This window comes from Thauera terpenica 58Eu (assembly GCF_000443165.1).
In the GTDB taxonomy this organism is placed as follows: Bacteria; Pseudomonadota; Gammaproteobacteria; order Burkholderiales; family Rhodocyclaceae; genus Thauera; species Thauera terpenica.
In genome coordinates, this window is sequence record NZ_ATJV01000053.1 from 1 (window position 1) to 15,907 (window position 15,907).

Annotated in this window: 15 protein-coding genes; 7 read left to right on the forward strand and 8 right to left on the reverse strand. The window is 59.5% G+C overall.

Annotated features, from left to right (window positions below):
* Nucleotides 1-66: 66 nt before the first annotated feature.
* From M622_RS39660 to M622_RS39670, 5 genes are all read right to left on the reverse strand, one after another.
* Nucleotides 67-738 carry an SIR2 family protein gene (locus tag M622_RS39660; RefSeq protein ID WP_217995310.1) on the reverse strand — a complete coding sequence of 224 codons (672 nt, stop codon included), beginning with the start codon at nt 736-738 and terminating at the stop codon, nt 67-69.
* 161 nt (nt 739-899) lie between these two features.
* Nucleotides 900-2,516, reverse strand: coding sequence for a hypothetical protein (locus M622_RS40415; protein ID WP_217995311.1), 1,617 nt, complete (start codon nt 2,514-2,516; stop codon nt 900-902).
* A gap of 162 nt (nt 2,517-2,678) precedes the next feature.
* Nucleotides 2,679-3,350 carry a cold shock domain-containing protein gene (locus tag M622_RS39665; RefSeq protein ID WP_084520726.1) on the reverse strand — a complete coding sequence of 224 codons (672 nt, stop codon included), beginning with the start codon at nt 3,348-3,350 and terminating at the stop codon, nt 2,679-2,681.
* 102 nt (nt 3,351-3,452) lie between these two features.
* Entirely contained in the window at nt 3,453-3,965 is a 513-nt protein-coding gene (locus tag M622_RS40145; RefSeq protein WP_157282008.1) for a hypothetical protein, read from the reverse strand.
* Nucleotides 3,966-3,971: 6 nt separating this feature from the next.
* Nucleotides 3,972-4,556, reverse strand: coding sequence for an SHOCT domain-containing protein (locus M622_RS39670; RefSeq protein WP_084520727.1), 585 nt, complete (start codon nt 4,554-4,556; stop codon nt 3,972-3,974).
* A gap of 134 nt (nt 4,557-4,690) precedes the next feature.
* Here M622_RS39670 and M622_RS29795 point away from each other — a divergent pair, with 134 nt between their 5' ends.
* The 7 genes from M622_RS29795 (at nt 4,691) to M622_RS29825 (ending at nt 12,588) form a co-directional block, all read left to right on the forward strand.
* Nucleotides 4,691-5,716, forward strand: a complete 1,026-nt coding sequence (locus M622_RS29795; RefSeq protein ID WP_052028707.1) for an integron integrase — start codon at nt 4,691-4,693, stop codon at nt 5,714-5,716.
* Nucleotides 5,717-5,885: 169 nt separating this feature from the next.
* Nucleotides 5,886-6,821: a phosphoribosylaminoimidazolesuccinocarboxamide synthase gene (locus M622_RS29800; RefSeq protein WP_021249304.1), complete on the forward strand. Its 936-nt coding sequence runs from the start codon at nt 5,886-5,888 to the stop codon at nt 6,819-6,821.
* A gap of 110 nt (nt 6,822-6,931) precedes the next feature.
* Nucleotides 6,932-9,040: a M3 family metallopeptidase gene (locus M622_RS29805; RefSeq protein ID WP_021249305.1), complete on the forward strand. Its 2,109-nt coding sequence runs from the start codon at nt 6,932-6,934 to the stop codon at nt 9,038-9,040.
* Between the two features lie 70 nt (nt 9,041-9,110).
* Nucleotides 9,111-10,676, forward strand: coding sequence for a Fic family protein (locus tag M622_RS29810; protein ID WP_021249306.1), 1,566 nt, complete (start codon nt 9,111-9,113; stop codon nt 10,674-10,676).
* A 91-nt stretch (nt 10,677-10,767) separates the two neighbouring features.
* Entirely contained in the window at nt 10,768-11,541 is a 774-nt protein-coding gene (gene xth, locus M622_RS29815; RefSeq protein WP_021249307.1) for an exodeoxyribonuclease III, read from the forward strand.
* 31 nt (nt 11,542-11,572) lie between these two features.
* A complete protein-coding gene (locus tag M622_RS29820; RefSeq protein WP_031346821.1) occupies nt 11,573-12,283 on the forward strand; it encodes a Crp/Fnr family transcriptional regulator in 711 nt (236 codons plus the stop codon).
* Nucleotides 12,284-12,396: 113 nt separating this feature from the next.
* Nucleotides 12,397-12,588, forward strand: a complete 192-nt coding sequence (locus tag M622_RS29825) for a YgaP family membrane protein (protein ID WP_021249309.1) — start codon at nt 12,397-12,399, stop codon at nt 12,586-12,588.
* 77 nt (nt 12,589-12,665) lie between these two features.
* Here the strand turns inward: M622_RS29825 and rsmA are convergent, their stop codons facing one another.
* Genes rsmA through M622_RS29840 form a run of 3 tightly spaced genes read right to left on the reverse strand, consistent with a single transcriptional unit; the run spans nt 12,666 to nt 15,881 of the window.
* The gene (rsmA, locus tag M622_RS29830; RefSeq protein ID WP_021249310.1) at nt 12,666-13,499 is read right to left on the reverse strand and encodes a 16S rRNA (adenine(1518)-N(6)/adenine(1519)-N(6))-dimethyltransferase RsmA; all 834 of its coding nucleotides are present in this window, start codon (nt 13,497-13,499) and stop codon (nt 12,666-12,668) included.
* 37 nt (nt 13,500-13,536) lie between these two features.
* On the reverse strand, nt 13,537-14,568 hold the full coding sequence (gene pdxA, locus M622_RS29835) for a 4-hydroxythreonine-4-phosphate dehydrogenase PdxA (protein ID WP_021249311.1): 1,032 nt from the start codon (nt 14,566-14,568) through the stop codon (nt 13,537-13,539).
* Entirely contained in the window at nt 14,565-15,881 is a 1,317-nt protein-coding gene (locus M622_RS29840) for a peptidylprolyl isomerase (protein WP_021249312.1), read from the reverse strand. The genes pdxA and M622_RS29840 overlap by 4 nt, the downstream gene beginning before the upstream one ends.
* Nucleotides 15,882-15,907 lie beyond the last annotated feature (26 nt).

Below are 15,907 nucleotides of genomic sequence, written 5' to 3' on the forward strand. Positions count from 1 at the left end.
GGACGGGGGAAAGGGGCGAATCATGCCAAAATCTCAGAATCTAGGCCATTGTTATATAAGCGTTTGTTAATAGTGCACCAACGCCGCTGGAATGGGTTCTCCATACTTTTGTTTTCGATAGGCTATAGCACCACCATCAAACCCATCCCAATAAGGAATTTTATTTAGTGCTAATGCATCTTCTAAAAGAGTGTCATAGTTGGTTGTGAAAATATTGACAGCTTTTCTTCGCTCATGAACACCAGCGGATGCGTGATTAAATAGAGTGTCAACAAATTCTAAATGTGCTTCGATGTCTACAATTGGTTTAGACAAAGAGCCTTCTTCAACTGTATTTCCATCCTTGTCCTCAACATAGCCACACCGGATAACATTTGAGATAGACTCAAGAATTTTATTATGTACATCCTCTAGGGTTGCTAAATCAACTTCCACCCCACGAATTACAGTTTTCTTTTCTTTATTTCTTTCAGCTAATGCAGCATAGTCGCCAAGATGACTAAGAACATGCTCTATATGGCACTGCTCTGGCAGCTCTTCAAACAGTGGAGTGATAATATCGTCATATAACTTCTTATGACTAGCTTCTATATCCTTCTTAACTTTATTCGTTAAAGGGTACATTAACGGTAATTTAGCATCGAAACTTATTCCTGCACCCAATAGCCAACTTTGCTCACTACACTTCAAGTGTTCCTCTACTTGCAAGAACAACTCGTCATCAATCAAATCATCCATTTTCTTTCCTTCTTATAGAGTTGTACCGAAGCTTGCAACCAGAGCGTTATAACGCCTGAGCTCAGGTGCGTTTGAGGAGACGCCTGCTTTTGCGACAGCAAAAGTGGGTGGCGGGTCAAACGTCACCTGCAGCGATTTGTTGGGCGGCAGCTTCACCTCGCTTACCTACCGGGCAGAGGGAGGTGTTTACCGCAGTGACCTATTAATACGCGCCTTGATGCTTGGTCGACCTCAAAATGCACGCGAATAGTAGATTTTGGATCATCCGCGACGCCGACCTTTAGATGCTTAAGCATTTCGACCTCCCGCCCATCAAAATCAAACTTGCGATAGGCCGAATATTGTTTGTTGTTGGCAACCGTATCGGATTCTCTCGCGGCAAATTCATTATTAGTAAAAGTCGCACGGGCGTCAGTGTCCCCCCCTTTGAGATAGGCGGGTAGATATTCGGTTACTAGCCGGTTCAACATGTCCAAGAGCCGCCGATTTTGGGCAAACGAACCGACCTCCCTTGCGCTTTCCACGGCAGAAGGCAGAACTACGAGACGTTTTGGGTACACCTTAGCAAGTAAACTCAAGCACTCCTCAGGGCTTGGACCTTTCGAGTCGGCCGCGACCTCGATTAAGTCTCTGACGATTTCCTCATCTTCAGGCAAATCTACCGCGACTTCGCTTCTCTGGCTGTTGATGTATGCGCTTTGCTTGATCTGTTTTTCGAGGTCTTGAACTTTCTCCTCACTTTCCAGCAACGTGAACTCCAAGCTCTCTTTTTGTTGCTGTGCTTGATCGAGGTCAGCACTGAGTTGGGATAGTTCTTCGTAGACCATCCCGAGTTCATCTCGTAACGCATCATCTGGTTTTTCAGCCAAGTCGGCGATACGTCTTTCAAGCCTCAACTTAGCCGACAGATTTCTTACGCCCTCGGGCCTTATTCGGTTTCGTTGCCTTGGGATATTGGTGTTGTGACTGACGCGCCCCAAGATGAAGCACTCTATTTTATGTGGAGTATCTAACTCGGCGGGAATGTCTCTGGGTAGGATTCTGTAAGCAAAAACCCTGCCATCTCTGTGCGGCACGCGAATGATATTGACCGCACCTGACCATGCAGAGTATTCGCGGCCAAGAACCTCCGCCATGTCGTAGCTGTTGAAATCTTTGGTGGCACCGACAACCTGTGCCAAGCCAAACAACATGTTTTGCAGCCTTTGCGGATCAACGGTGTACCTACCGTCATTGTCGGGGCTAACAATTACCAGCGGGTAATTACGCGATGAATTGTTAATGTCCGCCAAGAGGCCACGGTACGAATCCAAGCCGTCCCCCACCCACTTTACGGCCGATCCGATACTGCCAGGTGAGAATTGAACGTTTGGCTCATCTTGCACGTTCGAAAAAATGAACTTTACAACGCGAGGTCGGCTCGCCTGAACGGGGTCGGAAACGAGAATGCTTTGCTCTTCCGTATAAACGACGCACGAGAAATGGGCTGGTCCACCATCTTCGTCTTTCAGTCCAAGTTCCGTAACCCACTGCCTACCTGTGACGTTCGGGTCAGAATGCTTAAGCACCCACGAATACAGCCTGAAGTTATCCGCAATTGCTCTATCCGTCCTCAAATAAGCTTTTGGAGTTCCGCCTGTACGTTCTCCGGGAATTGTTATGTCTCGAATGACTACGCGTTCCCCCAATTTTTCAGATAACCAGCCTGATATGCCTCGGAGCACTTGAAGCGCTGGATTTTCCCCAACCAGCTCAATTTCATTTGCGTAAACAAGCACAATAAATCCCCCATGTTCCCCGTTCGATCAGTAGCTGGTTGTATCAAGCTCGGTACGTTCTAGCACTCGCTGTCTCTGCCGCTCAACGTTTGGTTAAGGGGCCGGCTTTAGCCGGTCCCGAGTGAGCGAAGCGAGCGACTTGAACCACTTGTTAGGTTTAGCTTACACAAACCATGTGACTGCACCGACGACACAAATGATCGGAACGGACGCAATAACCAAAAATAGACCAAGGCAACCTGAATTGGATGATGAATAAGAGCTCCGGCTTTCTTGTTGCTCTTTAGGTTGTTCGCGCAGCCATGCCTGGTGACAGGATTTGCAATATAGCCTATTCAGTCCTCTATTCCAGGCAAGGACTGTTCTCTCGTCGTGACTGGAGACCGCTCGGCACTTTGAGCATGAGAACAGTTTGTTTGCAGGCTGCTTCTTTCTGCTTGATATGAAGAAAATAACTAGTAGAAAAATTGCGCCAGGCACCAAGGCTGACTCTGGTGCGCCTGTTTTTATGAATAGACCTAATGAGATAGCAAGAAGTACAGCCAGAGCAAAGTAAGCAAAATAATCTAGCCCATCTTTCTTGACGGGCTCTGTGATTATTCTTTTAGAGCTCCCTGAGTTGGAAAGTGATACACCTTCAAGCAGCACGTGCGTTGCTTTGAGGCGACCTTGGGAGTCTTTGGCAACTTCAAAAATGACGGCGTCACCAACTTCAGGCTTGCGAGTTGCCTTTTTGACGCTTGAGATGTGGAAGAAAACCTGTTCGTTTTTACCTTCAGGACTGATGAAGCCGAAGCCTTTATCATCCTTCCATGAAACTATTTTTCCTTTCATTCTTGTGGAACTCTCATTTTTAACAGCGTACCTAACGACCAAGCTCACTGGCGGCTATGGAGCGTAGCGGAATAGCCGTCCAGTGCAGCGCCTTGTTATATTTTAACTGTATGCAGCAAGATAAGCGTCAGAGAATCTACGCCAAATTGGCTGAAGGTTTTCAAAATCCAATTTCCCATTGGATATTCCGCCTTTCATACTGCCCAACTGGACTTCGTCCGTAAGCACCTCGCTCTGGTTCTGCCAATGATCTTTAAGGTGTTTAGGCTTCTTTGGCGTGGGATACCGACCATCCCAAATAATATACTCTGCCAAAATATTGAATAGAGATTCTTCCTCATCTGTTATTGATAGGCCTGCTGTCGCAGCGAGATCAACAAGCTTGTGATTTTTGCTAAATTCAGTTTTTCGAGCAACACAATGAGCCTTGAAAATCAGCTCGAATGACATTCCAATCAACATTTTATAGGTTGCCCAGCAATTCACCTCAAGATTACGGTTTTCTTGCATTGCAACCCATAGGGTTCTAGCGGACACCAACAGATCATGCGACTTACTGTGCCAATATGCAGAGGTGCCTTGCCGCAATTCAAATTGCTTTTCATATGCATCCATAAATCGTCATGCCCGCTTTAGAAGTTTTCTCCTAGCCTCGTTAAACTCCTCCTCTGATATATGACCATCTTCCTTAAGCTTTGCCCATTTAATAAGCTCATCTGCAACGGAGTATTGTTTGAGCTTTTCTCCCTTTATGATATCCACCTCACCTAAAGCCACTGTATTCGATGGGTTTTTAGGTTTAGTTGCAAAAATTCCGTTGACTTCGATCCATTCGCTATGGTTAGAAAGTGGATTGATAAAGAGATGTTTCACAAAAACCAAATATGCTATACAAATTCCAGCGAACACTAGAGAAATGATCAGCTCTTCGCCCAGACGATCCCATCGGTCTTCTGCATTCAAAGTGGTTGCGCAGTAAGCTGCAGAGATAATGCAACCCACCAAAATGAGAGAGACATATCCACGAAAGTTTCTAGTTGCTGTGGTTACATGGGAAAAATCTTCATTCTTTTTCATCATGAATATCCCAAATGCTAAAAATAAAGTGGGAATTACCCCTACAAGAAACCCTATAGATGGAAGCATAAGCAATCCAAATATTAATATTTTACTTTGGTCGCTGCTGTTTAATGGTTGATTGCTCACACAATATCCTTTGGAATATAACGTGTTTTAGCCCGCAGTTCTGCGGGGTTGTGCGGAACCCTGCGGTATATCCGGTCGAAACCCGCAAGACGAAGTGCTTGATGTCAATCGCATTTCAGAGTTATTCTGTATTTATGTACAGCCCTAACCCAGCCGGCAAACCCCGCAGCCCTCGGAGCGAACCACCCGCCCCGCCGCTGACGGCTGTGCGGCTGCTCGACCAGGTACGGGAGCGAATTCGGTACAAGCATTACAGTTTGCGGACTGAGCAGCAATACGTTTATTGGGTACGTGCGTTCGTCCGCTTCCACGCGCTGCGCCACCCTCGCGAGATGGGCGCACCCGAGGTAGAGCAGTTCCTGAGTTGGCTCGCCGTGGAGCGCAAGGTGGCGGTGTCCACTCACAAGCAGGCGCTGGCCGCGTTGCTGTTTCTCTATCGTAGCGTCCTGGGCGTCGATCTGCCTTGGCTGTCGCAATTCGAGCGCCCGAAGACGCCGGTTCGTCTTCCGACGGTGCTGTCCCGCGAAGAAGTCAGCGCGCTACTGAACGCGATCGAGGGTCCGGTGGGCGATCTCGCTGGTCTGGTGTATGGGACAGGGATGCGCCTGATGGAAGCGCTGCGCCTGCGCGTCAAGGATGTCGACTTCCAGCGCAGACTGATCGTGGTGCGCGAGGGCAAGGGCAACAAAGATCGCGTGGTGATGTTGCCCGACCGTTGCGAGAATGCCCTGCGCGAACAACTGCGACGAGCGCATCTGCTGTGGGCGCAGGATCGTGCGGACGGGGTTCCGGGGGTGGAGATGTCGGAGTCGCTCATGCGCAAGTATCCGCGCGCAGCCGAGTCCTGGCCCTGGTTCTGGGTGTGGCCCTCGCCCACCTTGTCGGTCGATCCGCGCTCGGGCGTGCGCAGACGCCATCATCTATATGAAGAGCGCTTGCAGCGGGCGCTGCGTCAAGCGGTCCAGAAGGCCGGCATCGCGCGTCATGTCACGGTCCACACGCTGCGCCACTCGTTCGCCACGCACTTGCTCGAGGGTGGTTACGATATCCGCACCGTGCAGGAACTGCTCGGCCATGCCGATGTTTCGACCACGATGATCTACACGCATGTACTCAACCGCGGTGGCCGAGGCGTTGTGTCCCCATTCGACCGACTATGACCGGCCGCACAAGGAAATCAGTATCGTCGCGAACTCTCGCCGGCTTCCAACTTCCGCCGACGTCCCCCCGGGGCGATGCCTTTCACGCGTTTCCATTCGCCCCCGCCCGCTCGAAAGTACCCGCCCCTCCCCTATAATTCCGCCTTTGCCAGCAACCCGAGGCCCTACCGTGGCGACGCCCCTTTTCGAGACTTCCATCAAGAGCTTGCCGCTGCTTGGCCGCGGCAAGGTGCGCGACATCTATGCCGTCGACGACGCGACGCTGCTGATCGTGACCAGCGACCGCTTGTCGGCCTTTGACGTGATCCTGCCCGATCCGATTCCGGACAAGGGCCGCGTGCTGGTGGCGCTGGCGAATTTCTGGTTCGACAAGCTCGGCCACATCCTGCCCAACCAGCTCACCGGCATCGACCCCGAAACCGTGGTCGCCGCCGACGAGCGCGACCAGGTGCGCGGGCGCGCGCTGGTGGTGAAGCGCCTGACGCCGCTGCCGATCGAGGCGGTGGTGCGGGGCTATGTGATCGGTTCGGGGTGGAAGGATTACCAGGCCACTGGCGCCATCTGCGGCATTGCCCTGCCCGCCGGCTTGCAGCAGGCGGCGAAGCTGCCGGCGCCGATCTTCACGCCTTCGTCCAAGGCCGACATGGGCGAGCACGACGAGAACATCTCGTTTGAACAAGCCCAGGCACGCTGCACGACGATGCTCAAGGACGCGCTCGCCGGCACCGGCAAGACGGGCGCCCAGTTGGCCGAAGAGGCCCGCACGGCGGCGATTGCGCTGTATTCCGCGGCCGCCGATTACGCCGCAGGCCGCGGCATCCTCATCGCCGACACCAAGTTCGAGTTCGGCATCGACGCGGCCGGCACGCTGCACCTGATCGACGAGGCGCTCACGCCCGATTCCTCGCGTTTCTGGCCCGCCGACAGCTACCGCGAAGGCATCAGTCCGCCGTCCTTCGACAAGCAGTTCGTGCGTGACTACCTGGAAACGCTCGACTGGAACAAGACCGCGCCCGGCCCCAAGCTGCCGGCCGAGGTGATCGAGCACACCGCAGGCAAGTACCGCGAAGCCTACGAGCGCCTGACCGGCCAGGCCCTGGCCTGAGCGGCCGGCTTGCGTGCGCGGCACGGGAGGGCCGATCGGGGCACGATTGCTGCGCTGAACGGTCCCAGCCTTCGCACAGCCCCCTATTCATATAAGAGAGCCCCCCGCACATGAACGCTACCGTCGCCAATCCCTTGCTCGACTTTTCGGGCATGCCGCGCTTTGCCGATATCAAGCCGGAACACGTCGAACCCGCCATCCGCGGCCTGATCGACGAGAACCGCGCCCTCATCGAACGCCTCACCGCCGAAACCGCCACGCCGACCTGGGACGACTTCGTCAGCCCGATGGATGAGGCCGGCGAACGCCTCGGTCGCGCCTGGGGCGTGGTCGGCCATCTGCACAGCGTGTTCGACGTGCCCGAATGGCGCGAGGCCTACAACGCCATGCTGCCCGACATCTCGCGCTTCTTTGCCGAAGTGGGACAGAACCTGGCGCTGTTCGAGAAGTACAAGGCGCTGCACGACAGCGCGGAATTCGCCACCCTGTCGCCGGTGCGCCAGCGCATCCTCGAGCACGCCCTGCGCGACTTCCGCCTGTCCGGCGCCGAACTGGCCGACGAACTCAAGCCGCGCTTCCAGGCCATCCAGGAAGAACAATCGCAGCTCGCCGCCAAGTTCTCCGAGAACCTGCTCGACGCCACCAACGCCCACGCCGAGTGGGTCAGCGATGAGGCCGGGCTGGCCGGCATCCCTGAGGATGCGCGCGCAGCCGCACGCGAAGCGGCCCAAGCCGAGGCCAAGCCGGGCTGGAAGTTCACCCTGCAGATGCCGTCCTACCTGCCGGTGCTGCAATACGCCGACGACCGCGAGCTGCGCGCACGCATGTACCGCGCCAACGCCACCCGCGCTTCCGAGCTCGGCAATCCGGAGCTCGACAACGGCCCGCTGATCGGCCGCATCCTCGCCCTGCGTCATGAAGAGGCGCGCATGCTCGGCTACCGCAACTACGCCGAAGTGTCGCTGGTGCCCAAGATGGCCGACACGCCCGAGCAGGTGCTGGGCTTCCTGCACGATCTCGCCGCCAAGGCCAAGCCCTTTGCCGAGAAGGATCTGGAAGAGCTGCAGGCTTTCGCCAAGGCGGAGCTCGGCATCGACCGCCTCGAGCCCTGGGATCTGGGCTACGCCTCCGAAAAACTGCGCCAGGCGCGCTACGCCTACTCTGACCAGGAGGTGAAGCAGTACTTCCCCGAGCCCAAGGTGCTCGACGGCCTGTTCGGGGTGATCCGCGCACTGTACGGCGTTGACATCCTGCCCGACGAGGCGCCGAAGTGGGACCCGGACGTGCGCTTCTTTCGCATCGAGAAGGATGGTGAAAGGGGCAACGAACTCGTCGGCCACTTCTACCTCGACCTGCACGCGCGCAGCACCAAGCGCGGCGGCGCGTGGATGGATTCGGCCCGCAGCCGCCATCGCAACACCTGGGGCAGCGACAGCCCGGTGGCCTATCTGGTGTGCAACTTCCCCGGACCGGTGGGTGGCAAACCCGCCACCTTCACCCACGACGACGTGCTCACGCTGTTCCACGAGTGCGGCCACGGCCTGCATCACCTGCTCACCAAGGTGGATGAGCTCGCGGTCTCCGGCATCCACGGCGTGGAATGGGACGCGGTCGAGCTGCCCAGCCAGTTCATGGAAAACTTCTGCTGGGAATGGGACGTGCTGCAAGGCATGACCGCCCATGTCGACACCGGCGCGCCGCTGCCGCGTGCGCTGTACGACAAGATGATCGCCGCCAAGAACTTCCAGAGCGGCATGCAGACCGTGCGCCAGCTCGAGTTCTCGATGTTCGACCTGCGCCTGCACGGCGAGTTGGGCGCCAGCGCAGATGAAAGCGGGGATGCCGGCGCGGCGCCGGTGCCGATCGAACGCGTGATGGCCGTGCTCGACGAAGTGCGCAAGGAAGTGGCGGTGATGATTCCGCCCGCCTGGCACCGTTTCCCGCACAGCTTCGCGCACATCTTTGCCGGCGGCTACGCGGCGGGTTACTACAGCTACAAGTGGGCAGAAGTGCTGTCCGCCGACGCCTTCGAAGCTTTCGAAGAAGCCGGCGCCGGCCGCGGCAGCCTGCTCGACCCCGAAACCGGCGCGCGCTTCTGGCGCGAGATCCTCGCCGTCGGCGGCAGCCGCCCGGCACTGGAATCCTTCAAGGCCTTCCGCGGCCGCGAACCGAGGCCGGACGCACTGCTGCGTCACAGCGGGATGGTGGCGCAGGAATGAAAATCAGTCTTTTGACAAAGCACAATAGTAGTGCAATCATTAAGCACGATATTAGTGCGATGATGCTGAGATGGCCACTCCCAACGAGAAGCTTGCCGCATCGCTGGAAGAGCTCAAGACGCTTCAATACAAAGGGCTGCGCGTCATTCGCAGCGCAGCCCTGTCGCGCACGCACCGCGAGCGTCTGAGCAGGGCGGGCTATCTGCAGGAGGTCATCAAAGGCTGGTATTTGCCCGCCCGACCGGAAGTATCCAGCGCCAGTCTCGAAGGCAGCACAGCCGCCTGGTTCGCCGGCATGCGCGACTTTGTCGCCGGCTACTGCGAGGACCGGTTCGGCGAAAGCTGGCACCTGAGCCCGGACCAATCCCTGCTGCTGCGCTCCGGTGAGCGCAGCTTGCCACGGCAACTGCAGGTCTGGTCTAGCGCCGGTAATAACCAGTTGGTGTCCTTGCCCCACGCTTGCTCCTTGTTTATCTACCGGGCACCCGCACTGCTGCCCGCCGAACCGCATGCCGAAGATCAAGGCATCCGCCTCGTAACGCTGGCGGCTGCGCTCACGGCCGTGTCAGCAGCTTTCTTTATTCAGCAGCCACTGGCTGCGCGCGTGGCACTGGGGATGGTCGACGACACCGCAGAGCTGTTGCAACGCTTGCTCGACGGCTCCCACTCCGTCATCGCCGGACGGCTGGCGGCTGCGTTTCGGGCGGTAGGCCGTGCTGACTTCGCAAACAACATCACCCAAACCATGCGCAGTGCCGGCTACACGGTTCAGGAGGTTTCACCGTTCGACCTGCCACCGCTGCTGCTGCGTGCTGGCCAAGCCGTGTCACCCCACGTGCAACGCCTGCGCCTGAACTGGGCGGCGATGCGCGACGCTGTCATCGCCGCATTCCCGCCACCCAAGCCCCCACCGACCGACCCGATGCAAGCCCTCCGGGACATCGAGGAGCGCTACCTGGCGGACGCCTACCACTCGTTGTCGATCGAGGGTTACCACGTAAGCGCGGATCTGATCGAGAAAGTGCGCAACGGCGTCTGGGATTCGGAAGGCCCTGACCGCCAGCAGCGCGACGCCATGGCCGCCAAGGGCTATTTCGAGGCCTACAAGCTCGTGCGGGATTTCATCCTCAAAACGATGCGAGAACCAGCACAAGCGGTCGCGCCACAGAGTTTACGCGAGGCGATGAACACCTGGTATCTGGCGCTATTCAGCCCCAGCGTGCAAGCTGGCCTGCTCAAACCTTCGGATCTCGCCGGCTGGCGCAACAGCCAGGTGTTGATCCGCGGTGCGCTGCACGTGCCACCGGCCAAGGAAGCTGTGCGCGAAGCCATGCCCGTACTGTTCGAACTCATCGAAAGCGAGCCACACCCCGCTGCACGGGCCATTCTTGGGCACTTCCTGTTCGTCTTCATTCACCCTTACATGGATGGCAATGGTCGCCTGGCGCGTTTCTTGATGAACGCAATGCTCGTCACCGGTGGCTATGTGTGGACCGTCATTCCAGTGCAGCAGCGACAGACCTATATGGAGGTGCTGGAGCAAGCCAGTTCCTACGGCGAGATCGAACCGTTCGCAAGATTTGTCGCCCAACTGACGCGTGATCAGCTCTCAAGCCCCCTGCCGCGACCAAGCTGATTCAGATCGGCATGATTCACTCACCTGCCCCAGCACTTGCACGCTCTACACGCTGAAGAATTTCCCAATAATCCCAATAGGTTAAAAACCAATGAAACTTGTCACCTGGAACGTCAACTCGCTCAAGGTCCGCCTGCCCCAGGTCCTCGACTGGCTCGCCGCGCACAAGCCGGACGCGCTCTGCCTGCAGGAGCTCAAGCTCGAGGACAAGGTCTTTCCGCGCGCGGAGATCGAAGCGGCGGGCTACCACGCCGTCTTCATCGGCCAGAAGACCTATAACGGCGTCGCCATCCTCAGCCCGCAGCCGATCGACGAAGCCACGGTGGTGCGCAACATCCCCGGCTTCGAGGACGAGCAAAAGCGCCTCATTGCGGCGACGATCGACGGCGTGCGCGTGGTGTGCGGCTACTTCCCCAACGGCCAGGCGGTGGGCTCGGACAAGTTCGAATACAAGCTGAAGTGGCTTGCCGCGCTCACCGACTGGCTGGCCACGGAGCTGAAGACGCACGAGCGCCTGGTGCTGGCGGGCGACTTCAACATCGCGCCCGAAGACCGCGACGCCCACCCCGACTGGAAGGACGAGATCCACGTCTCCGAGCCCGAGCGCGCCGCCTTCCGCGCGCTGCAGGACCTCGGCCTGATCGATAGCTTTCGCCTGTTCGAGCAGCCCGAGCGGGTGTTTTCGTGGTGGGACTACCGCATGCTGGCCTTCCGGCGCAATTTCGGCCTGCGCATCGATCACCTGCTGGTGTCGCCCGCGCTGCGCGAAGCCTGTCGCAGTTGCACGGTGGACAAGGAACCGCGCCGGCTGGAACGGCCGTCTGACCACGCGCCGGTAGTGCTGGAACTGGATATGGGGGCGTGACGGCCATCGCCGAATGACTGACAATGGACCGATGACAACGCACCCAGACTCCCCCAGCACGCCCAGCACCCCGAGCACCGACAGCGAACGCCTGGAGGATTGCTACCCGGTGCTGGCCGCGCTTTCCGCCCCCGCACGCGAGCGTCTGCTGCGCGCGGCGCAGTGGATGCGCGTGCCGTCCGGGGCGATGCTGTTCGACGACCTGCAAAGCTGCGAGGGCTTTCCCTTCGTCATCGAGGGCTCGGTGCGCGTCAGCAAGTGCGCGCCGAGCGGGCGCGAGCTGCCGCTGTACCGCGTTGGCCCGGGCGAGACCTGCATCATTTCCTCGTCCTGCCTGCTGGGCCATGAGGACTACAACGCGCGCGGCGTCACCGAAGCTGACACCTTGCTGATGATGCTGCCCAAGCCGGTGTTCGATGAAATGCTGGGCGAGCGCCCCTTCCGCGAATTCATCTTTCATCTGTTTGCCGAGCGCATTGCCGACCTCATGCAGCTCATCGAGGAGGTGGCCTTCCGCAAACTCGATCAGCGCCTCGCGACCTTGCTGCTGGGCAAGGGCCGCCTGCTGCACGTGACCCACCAGCAGCTTGCCGATGAGCTCGGCAGCGTGCGCGAGATCGTCAGCCGCCTGCTCAAGAATCTGGCCGATCAGGGGCTGGTGCGCCTGGCGCGCGAGCAGGTGGAGATCCTCGACCCGGCAGGACTGCGCAAGCTGTCAGCAGAGGGCTCGAGCAAGCCCTGAGCGCACGCTCTTGACGGGCTATGTAACCATGGTTACAGACGCAGGACATGCCGACGTGATCCAATCACCTCACTGTCCCGTTTCTGTTACTTGTTACCTGTTAGGAGAACCCCATGAAGACAAACGTTGGCGGCATCGACAAGATTTTGCGCATCCTGGTCGGCCTCGGTCTGATCGCCTGGGCGCTGATGGGTGGTCCGGTTTGGGCGTGGATCGGCATTCTGCCGCTACTCACCGGCGCCATGGGCTGGTGCCCGGCCTACACGCTGCTGGGCATGAACACCTGCCCGCTGAAGAAGAAGTAAGTCCCCGCAGCACCAAGAAAAAGCCGGCTCAGAGCCGGCTTTTTTGCTTTGGTTTTCAGGCTGTAGCGCATGCCCGATCAATTCTGCGCGCGCGCGCTGCAATGGTTGGCGATGGCGACAAACTGCTCGAGCGACAGCCTTTCACCACGCAGGCCAGCATCGATGCCCAGCGCCTCGAAGTCGCTGTCGGTCATGAAGCTGCGCAGGGTGTTCTTCAAGGTCTTGCGGCGCTGACCGAAGGCGGCGGTGACGATCTGCCCGAACAGCACCGAGTCCTTCGCCCCCAGCTGGTCCTTGGGCAAGGGGGCCATGCGCACGATGCTGGACATGACCTTGGGCGCCGGTCGAAAGGCACCGGGCGGCACATCAAACATCCGCCCCATGCGAAAGCGGTACTGCAGCATCACCGACAGGCGGCCGTATTCCTCGGTGCCGGGCTCGGCCACCATGCGCATCACCACCTCTTTCTGCAGCATGAAGGTCATGTCCTTCACCTGGTCGGCGAAGTCGGCGAGATGAAAAAGGATGGGCGTGGAGATGTTGTAGGGCAGATTGCCGACGATGCGCAGCGCGGGCTCGCGGTCTGCACTCGGGCTGCCATCCGGCATTGCCGTCAGGCTGGAAAAATCGAACTTCAGCGCGTCGCCCGCGTGCACCGTGATCTGCTCCGGCGTGTAGCGTTCATGCAGGCGGGCGATCAGGTCGCGATCGATCTCGACCACATGCAGATGCCCGAGGCGCTCGATCAGGGGCGCGGTCATCGCGCCCAGGCCAGGGCCGATCTCGACCAGCAGTTCGCCCGGCTGGGGGCGGATGGCGTCGACAATCTTGCGGATGATGTTGGGGTCGGACAGGAAGTTCTGACCAAAGCGCTTGCGTGCGCGGTGGCCGTCGGTCTCGCGGTCTTGCATGGGAATCCTTGTTGCCGTGCGCGCTTACAGCGCTGTGTTACGACGCTGAGGTGGTGGCATGGGCGGCGCGTGCGATCACCATCATCGCCGCCAGATCGATTGCAGCGAACAGGCTGCCGGGGTCGGCGCGACCGCTGCCGGCAAGCTCGAGCGCGGTGCCATGGTCGACTGAAGTACGGATGATGGGCAGACCCAGCGTGACGTTCACGCCGCCACCGAAGCTGGCGTGCTTGAGTACCGGCAGACCCTGGTCGTGATACATCGCCAGCGCCACATCACCCTTTTCCAGGGTATGGGGCACGAACAAGGTGTCGGCCGGCAAGGGGCCGATGAGCTGCATGCCCTCGCCGCGCAGGCGTTCGAGCACCGGTTCGATGACCTCGATCTCCTCGCGCCCCATGTGCCCGCCTTCGCCGGCGTGCGGGTTGAGCCCCGCCACCAGGATGCGCGGCTGGGCAATGCCGAAGTCGGTGATGAGCGCCGCATGAACGATGCGCAGGGTCTCTTCCAGCGCCTGCGGCGTGATCGCCGCCGGCACCTGGGACAGCGGCAGGTGGGTGGTGACGAGCGCGACCCGCAAGCCGCCACCGACCAGCATCATCACCACACGTGGGGTCGCGGTGTGCTCGGCGAGGTATTCGGTGTGACCGCTGAAAGGCATGGCAGCGGCCGCACCCAGGCTTTCGCAGATCACCCCTTTGTGCACTGGCGCGGTGACCATGGCGGCAAACTCGCCGCGCTTGCAGCCGGCGATCGCACGGTCGAGCAGGTCGAGCACGTAACGGCCATTTGCTGCATCGAGCACGCCTGGCCGCGACGGTGTGGCCAGAGGCAGGTGCAGCACTTCAAGTACGCCGGAGCCGGGCTCGGCGTGCGCGTTCCAGGGCTCGAACCGTGTCGTAAAACCCGCGCGCGCGCCACGTTCACGCAGCAGATCGATGTCGCCCAGGACGACGGGGCGCAGCGGCCAGTCACGCTCCGCCAGGCGGGCGCACAACTCCGGCCCGATGCCGGCGGGCTCGCCGCTGGTGATGGCAAGGGCCGGCTTCGGCCTCTTGTCAGCGCTCACTCGCGCTCCAGGCGCACATCAACATAGGTGCTGTCACGCAACTGGCGCAGCCAGTCGTCGTAGGCCTCGTCGCCCTTACGCTCGCGCAGTGCTGCGCGAGCAGCGTTGCGCTTGCGCTCGTCGGTGACGTCCTGCAAGCGACGCTGCACCACCTGGATGAGGTGCCAGCCGAAAGGCGACTGCACCGGCGGACTGATCTCGCCCGGCTGCAGTGCGTTCATCGCGCGCTCGAACTCGGGCACCGTGTCGCCCGCGCTCAACCAGCCCAGGTCACCGCCCTTGGCCGCCGACAGGTCGGACGAGTTGGCCTTGGCCAGCTCAGCGAAGTCGCCGCCATTGACGATGCGCTCGCGAATCCCGCGCAAGCGCGCCTCTACATCGGCATCACTCAGCACTTCCGAGGTCTTGATCAGGATGTGGCGGGCATGGGTCTGTTCGAGCTTCTGCACCGCGGCATCGCCGCCGCCGCGTCGATCCACCAGTCGCACGATATGCAGGCCGGAGGCGCTGCGCAGCACCGGCGAAGTCTCGCCCGGCCGCATGTTGCGCACGGCTTCGGCAAACAGCGCCGGCAGACGGTCGAGCGGCCGCCAGCCCAGGCTGCCCCCTGACAGACCATCGGGAGCGTCCGACACCTCAGCCGCCACGCGGGCAAAATCTTCACCCGAGCGCAGGCGAACCATCACGCGCTCGGCGCGCGCACGCAGGGCCTCGATCTGTTGCGGTGATGCACTTTCCGGGGCGCCCAGCAGGATGTGTGCGACCTCGAACTCCTGGCCGGAAAAGGCATCCGGGTTGTTGGCGAGAAAGTTGTCGATCTCGGCATCGGAGACGACAACCTTGCTATCCACCTCGCGCTCGCGCAGGCGGGTCAGCAGGATCTCGGTGCGAATCTCGTCGCGGAAGCGCGTCCACGACACGCCGTCCCTGTCCAGCGTGGCGCGCAGCTGATCCATGCTGAGTTTGTTGTTGGCGGCGATGCGGTCGATGGCGCGCTCGAGCGTGGCGTCGTCCACCCGCAGCGAGGTCTCGCGCGCGAGCTGGAGCTGGGCACGCTCGACGATGAGACGTTCGAGCAGCTGGCGTTCGAGCACCTCGGTCGGCGGCAATTCGACGTTCTGGCGCTGCAACTGGCGTACCGTCTGATCGACACGGGCACGCAGCTGCAAGGAGGTAATGACTTCGTCGTTGACCACCGCAACGATGCGATCGACCTCGACGGATCTGGACGCCGCATGCGCGGGCAGGCTGAGCGCAGCACAGGCGAGGCCGGCTGCCAGCAGAAGACGGGTACGGGACAGGGAGCGGTTCATGGTATCCAGGGGTGATGAGGCTCGGA